This window comes from Saccharopolyspora sp. NPDC045941 (assembly GCF_056431445.1).
Map to the genome: position 1 here is coordinate 10,324 of NZ_JBWKKU010000072.1, position 5,874 is coordinate 16,197.

4 protein-coding genes are annotated in these 5,874 nt (G+C 70.1%); 3 read left to right on the plus strand and 1 reads right to left on the minus strand.

Annotation, left to right across the window (positions count from 1 at the left end; genetic code table 11):
* Positions 1-360: 360 nt before the first annotated feature.
* The 3 genes from AC07FN_RS38170 (at position 361) to AC07FN_RS38180 (ending at position 3,241) form a co-directional block, all read left to right on the plus strand.
* A complete protein-coding gene (locus tag AC07FN_RS38170) occupies positions 361-1,224 on the plus strand; it encodes a DUF4097 family beta strand repeat-containing protein (RefSeq protein ID WP_478400030.1) in 864 nt (287 codons plus the stop codon).
* A 335-nt stretch (positions 1,225-1,559) separates the two neighbouring features.
* Complete coding sequence (locus tag AC07FN_RS38175) at positions 1,560-2,501, plus strand: ATP-binding cassette domain-containing protein (RefSeq protein ID WP_478400031.1); 942 nt, start codon at positions 1,560-1,562, stop codon at positions 2,499-2,501.
* The gene (locus AC07FN_RS38180; RefSeq protein WP_478400032.1) at positions 2,498-3,241 is read left to right on the plus strand and encodes an ABC transporter permease; all 744 of its coding nucleotides are present in this window, start codon (positions 2,498-2,500) and stop codon (positions 3,239-3,241) included. The genes AC07FN_RS38175 and AC07FN_RS38180 overlap by 4 nt, the downstream gene beginning before the upstream one ends.
* Here the strand turns inward: AC07FN_RS38180 and AC07FN_RS38185 are convergent.
* A complete protein-coding gene (locus AC07FN_RS38185) occupies positions 3,225-5,810 on the minus strand; it encodes an ATP-binding protein (RefSeq protein WP_478400060.1) in 2,586 nt (861 codons plus the stop codon). The two genes, AC07FN_RS38180 and AC07FN_RS38185, sit on opposite strands and share 17 nt — an antisense overlap.
* Positions 5,811-5,874: the final 64 nt, after the last annotated feature.

Sequence of the window (5,874 nt, forward strand, 5' to 3'; positions counted from 1 at the left end):
GCGACCCGAGAGAGGGGGGGGAAACCGTGGCGTGGCTTTCCCCCCCCCCCCCCCCCCCCCCCCCCCCCCCCCCCCCTTTCCCCCCCCCCCCCCCCCCCCCCCCACGGCGCGGGCCGCGCTGACCGAAACGGCATTTCGGGTGTGGGGAGCTGGCTTCCGGCCTGCCCGCGTCGAAGCAGTGATAGCCCTTGCCGCGCAACGCCTTCGGCCCGGACATGGGGTTTTTGCCGTATCCAGAAGGAGAAAGCGACCCCTCGTTGGGTAGATTGAACTGCCGTTTTTCCTGTGGCGGTGGCGTGTCAGGGGTGGCGTCAGGGCCGTGACCGTTCGGTGTCAGGTCTGCCGGTGATCGTGGTTGTCATGACAGCCACGACTCCTCAGGAGGCCACCGCCATGCAGACCTTCGACACCCCTCGCCCGATCTCCGCGACCGTTGACATCACCTTCGGGAACATCCGGTTCGCCGCAGGCGATCGTTCCGACACCGTCGTCGAGGTTCGGCCGGTCGACCCGTCGTGGGAGCTCGACGTCAAGGCCGCCGACCAGACCGACATCGAGTTCGCCAACGGGAAGCTGATCGTCAAGCAGCCGAAGCTGCGCAACCTGTGGACCACCAAGTACGGCACGGTGGAGGTGCTTGTCGAGCTGCCGACCGGGTCGGACGTGCGGGGTGACACCGCGAACGGCGGGTACCGCGTCGAGGGCGCGGTCGGCTCGTGCCAGCTGAAGACCCCCACCGGGGACATCCAGGTCGGGCAGGCCACCGGCGCTCGGCTGCGGACCACTGCGGGCAAGATCAGCGTGGACCGCGTGACCGGCCAGGCCGACGTCAGCGGGAACGGGGAGATCCGGCTCCGCCAGGTCGGTGGCGGCGCGGTGGTCAAGAACATCGGCGGCGACACCTGGGTCGGCGAGGTCGCCGGCGACCTGCGGGTCAGCTCGTCCAACGGCGCCATCACCGTCGACGTGGCGCGTGCCGAGGTCGACGCCAAGACCGCTTGCGGCGACATCCGCGTCGGAGAGCTCGGCAGCGGCGCGGTCGACCTGTACACCCCCACCGGCGTGGTGGAGGTCGGCGTCCCCCAGGGCACCGCTGTCCGATTGGACGCGCACACCTCGGTCGGCCGGGTGCGCAACGACCTGGCGGCCTCCGAGCAGACCGACCGAACCGTCAAGGTGCGCGCCCGCAGCCACGGCGGCGACATCATCGTCCGCCGCGCCTGACGCCCTCGCGCCCCTTCTTCCCCTGCCGTGATGGCACCGCCGTGCCCGAAATCGACACCGAAAAGGACAGAACAGATGACCACCACCCGGGACTACCAGGCCGCGGAGCAGCTCCTGCGCCGAGTCGCCCGTCCTGGCGAGCTCGTCGTCGGCGACAAGTTCCTCTTCGCCTGAGGCGAAAACCCGATCCCCACCAGCGATCGCGGACACCGGGCCGAGCAGGCAGATTGCCTGCTCGGCCCGTTGTGCGTGCTCAGGCGGGCGCGCACGCCGTGTCAGGAGTCGTGTCAGGCCGACGGCAGGTCGGTGTCAGGTCGGCCGATGACAGTGATCGCATGACGGAATCAGCGATCACGGCTTCCGGGCTGCGGAAGTCCTACCAGGACAAGATCGTGCTCGACGGCATCGATCTGAACGTCCGTGCGGGCACGGTTTTCTCCCTGCTCGGACCGAATGGGGCGGGCAAGACCACGACGGTGAACGTGCTGACCACGTTGGCGAAGGCCGACGGTGGGACGGTCCGCGTGGCCGGGCACGACGTCGCGACCGAGGCCGGGGCGGTGCGCGCGGCGATCGGTGTCACCGGCCAGTTCGCGGCGGTGGACGAGCTGCTGACGGGGCAGGAGAACCTGCAGCTGATGGTGGACCTGAACCGGGTCCCCGCAAGCGGCGGCAAGCGGATCGTCGCGGAGCTGCTGGAACGCTTCGACCTGGTCGAGTCGGCGCAGAAGCCCGCGTCGACCTATTCCGGGGGCATGCGCCGGAAGCTCGACCTGGCGATGACGCTCGTCGGCGACCCGCGGATCATCTTCCTGGACGAGCCGACGACGGGTCTGGACCCCCGCAGCCGCCGCACGATGTGGTCGATCATCCGCGAGCTGGTGGGCGATGGCGTGACCATCTTCCTCACCACCCAGTACCTCGAGGAAGCCGACCAGCTCGCCGACCGGATCGCGGTGCTCGACCAGGGCCGCCTCGTCGCCCAGGGCACTCCCGACGACCTCAAGCGCCAGATTCCCGGCACGCACGTCCGGCTCCGGTTCACCAACGTCGCCGAACTCGACGAGGCCGCGCGGCTCATCGCCGGCTCCACGCGGGACGACGAGGCACTGACCCTGCGGGTTCCCAGCGACGGCGGGACGAAGTCGTTGCGGGCCCTGCTGGACAGGCTCGACGAGCACTCGCTCAGCGCCGAGTCCTTCACCGTGCACACGCCGGACCTCGATGACGTCTTCCTCGCCCTCACGGGCCACACCACGGAGGTGCTCGCGAAATGAAGTCCCACTCGATGGTGATGTTGCGCCGCAACTTCAAGCACATCGCCCGGAATCCGACCTCGGTGTTCAACGCGGTCCTGATGCCGGTCGTGGTCATGCTGATGTTCGTGTACATGTTCGGCGACGCCTTCAGCGTCGGCGTCGACTACATCGACTACGCGACGCCGGGCATGCTCCTGCTGGCCGTCTGCTACGGGCTGGGGTCCGTGGCGACGTCGGTGAACTCCGACATGACCAAGGGCATCATCAACCGCTTCAAGGTCATGGACGTCCCCCGCGGTGCGGTGCTGACCGGTCACGTCGTCGCCAGCCTGCTGACCAACCTGGTCGCCATCGCGGCGATCATCGGAGTCGCCTTCCTGCTGGGATTCAGCCCGTCGGCGAGCCTCCTCGACTGGCTCGGCGTGGTCGGTGTCGTCGCGCTGCTCGGTTTCGCGACCGGCTGGCTGACGGTGGCCTTGGGATTGGCGGCGAAGTCCCCGGAAACGGCGGGTCTGGCGTCGGTGCCGCTGGTCATGCTCCCGTTCTTCAGCAGCGCGATCGTGCCGGCGGAGAAGATGGGGCCCGGACTCCGGGAATTCGCGGAGTACCAGCCCTTCACGCCGATCATCGAAACCCTGCGCGGGCTGCTCGACGGCGCGCCGGCCACCGGCGACCTGATCGCCGCCCTCGCCTGGTGCGTCGGGATCGCCCTCGTCGGGTACTTGTGGGCGTCCGCCACGTTCAAGAAGCGAGCGTGACCGCGACCAGCTCGCGCCAGCTCGCCTGCGCACCTTCCCGCGTCGCCTCGGTGAACCGCGCGTCACCGAGGCGACTTCGCGCGGCCTGCTCGATCCGGCCCACATCCGGTTGGGAACGATCCGGCAGACCGCGCACGCCGGCGCTCGCCGCGATCAGGCGCGCGGCTTGCTCGTACTCCTCCTGACGCAGCGCCAGGTCCGCGATCCCCACGATCACCTGCGCGATCCCGAGTGCGGTCCCCGCCTCGGACGCCGCCTGGACGGCTGCGGCGCGGTGTTCGCGGGCCTCGTCGAGATCCTCGGCGAGGTAACCCAGCAGGTCGTGCCTCATCACGCGGATGCTCGCCCGCTCGGCGTTGTCACCCAGCATCGCCGTCGCGACGTCGAGTTGCCGGCGTGCCTGCTCTGCGTCGCCGCTCCAGCGGGCGAACTGCGCCTTCGACAGGGCCAGCTCGGTCAGCGCCCCCGGCCAGGCGACCCGCTCCGCGGACCGCTGCGCCTCTGCCATGGCAGCCGCGCTCGACTCCTCGTTCCCCGCCAGCCAGTACAACTGGGCCTGCCGCGACCGCATCGGCACCACGTCCTCGGCGGCGCCGACCTCGGTGACGACCGCGATCGCCTGGTCGTAGTACGTGCACGCGGTGGCGAACTCGCCGCGCACCGCGATTCGGTCCGCCAGCTCGGTCAAGGCGAACGAGATCCCCCACCGTTCGCCCAGCGCGCGGAACTCGGTGAGCGCCGTCTCGAGATGAGCATCCGCATCCCGGTCGCCGTGGCCGAGCAAGATCCGCATCTTGCCCAGCTGCAGCCGGGCAAGAGCGCGCGCCCACGGATCCTCGTCGGTGAGCAGCGGTTCCCACGCGGGAACGTACGCGTCCGGCGTTCGCACCAGGCGCTCCAGCGCGGCGACGAGCCCCACCGCCGGGTGGTGGATCTGGACGCGTCGGCTGATCTCGTACACCTCGTGGATCCAGTCCGCCGCCTGGAACTGGTCGCTCTCCCGCCCGGAGGTCATGAACCCCGTGGCAAGCGCGTACACGATGGCCCGGATCTCGTCGGCCACCTCGCCGGGCATGGCGATCGCCGCCATGACCAGCTCGTTGCCCTCGACCTTGTGCCCGCCGAGCCACCAGTACCAGCCGGCGGTAGCGGCGAGCCGCATCGCGCCGTCCGCCTCGCCGGCGGCGAGCGCACCGCGCATCGCGGCGCCGATGTTGTCGTGCTCGGCTTCGAGCGCGGCAAGCCATTCCAATTGCTCGGCGCGGCGAAGGTGCGGCTCCGCGATCCCGGTGAATTCGGTGAAGTACGCGAGATGCGCACGGCGCGTCAGATCCGATTCCCCCGCCTCCGCGAGGCGCTGCTCGGCGTATTCCTTGATCGTGCCGAGCATCCGGTAGCGCGGCGCCCGGTCGCCCTCGGTGACCACCAGCGACTTCTCGGTCAGCGCGGTCAGCAGGTCGAGCACCTCGCCAGGCTCGACCGCATTGCCGGCGCAGACCTGCTCGGCCGCTTCCAGACTCGCGCCACCGGCGAACACCGAGAGCCTGCACAGGACCAATCGTTCGGCGTCGGTGAGCAGCTCCCAGCTCCAGTCGATCACCGCGCGCAGCGTCCGGTGCCGGGGCAGCGCGGTCCGGCTGCCGCCGGTCAGCAGGCGGAACCGGTCGTCGAGCCGATTGGCGAGCTGATCGAGGGACATGGTGCGCAACCTGGCCGCGGCGAGTTCGATCGCCAGCGGCATCCCGTCCAGCGCCTGGCAAATGCGCGCCATGGTCGACATCGTGCGGGCGTCGATCGCGAGGTCCTTGCGCACCGCGCCGGCTCGATCCCGCAGCAGCCGGATGGCGGGAGCGGACTCGATCTCCCCGGGATCGGCGTCTTCCGCGGGGAGGACCAACGGCGCGACCTGCCACAGCGCCTCACCGGTGATGCCGAGGGATTCCCTGCTCGTCGCGAGGATCCGCAGCCGCCGGCACTCGCCGAGCACTCGATGGGCGAATGCCGCGGCGGATTCGATCACGTGCTCGCAGTTGTCCAGGACCAGCAGCATCTCCCGCTCGCGGAGCGCGGCGATGACCCGATCCGTCGGCTCCGCGTCCGGTGCATCGCCGAGCAGCGCATCCCGCAGTTTGAGCGCGGCGAGCGTCGCTTGCGCCACGTCACCGTCGGCGCCGATGGCCGCGAGTTCGACCAGCCAGGCCCCGTCCGGCAGGTCGCCGAGCAGCGTGCGCGCGGTTTCCGCGGCCAGCCTGGTCTTCCCCGAGCCGCCCGGCCCGATCAGGGTGGTGAGCCGGTGATCGGTGATGAGTTCGCGGACCGCGGCGACATCGCCGTCCTTGCCGACGTAGCTGGTCAGCTCGGCACGCAGATTGGTCTTCCGGCCCTCCTCCGGCCGCCCCAACTCGCCCCGCAGCAGCGCGACGTGCAATCCGGAGAGCTCCGGTGAGGGGTCGACGCCCAGCTCGTCGGCCAGGGTTTCCCTCGTGCGCTCGTACACGAGCAGCGCCTCGGTGTGGGGGGGGGGGGGGGGGGGGGGGGGGGGAAAAGGGGGCACGAGGAGGTTCCGCACCGGGGGCGGGGTGACCAAGGGGGTGAGTTTTGTGAACAGCTTCCTTGCTTGGTAGAGGGTGATT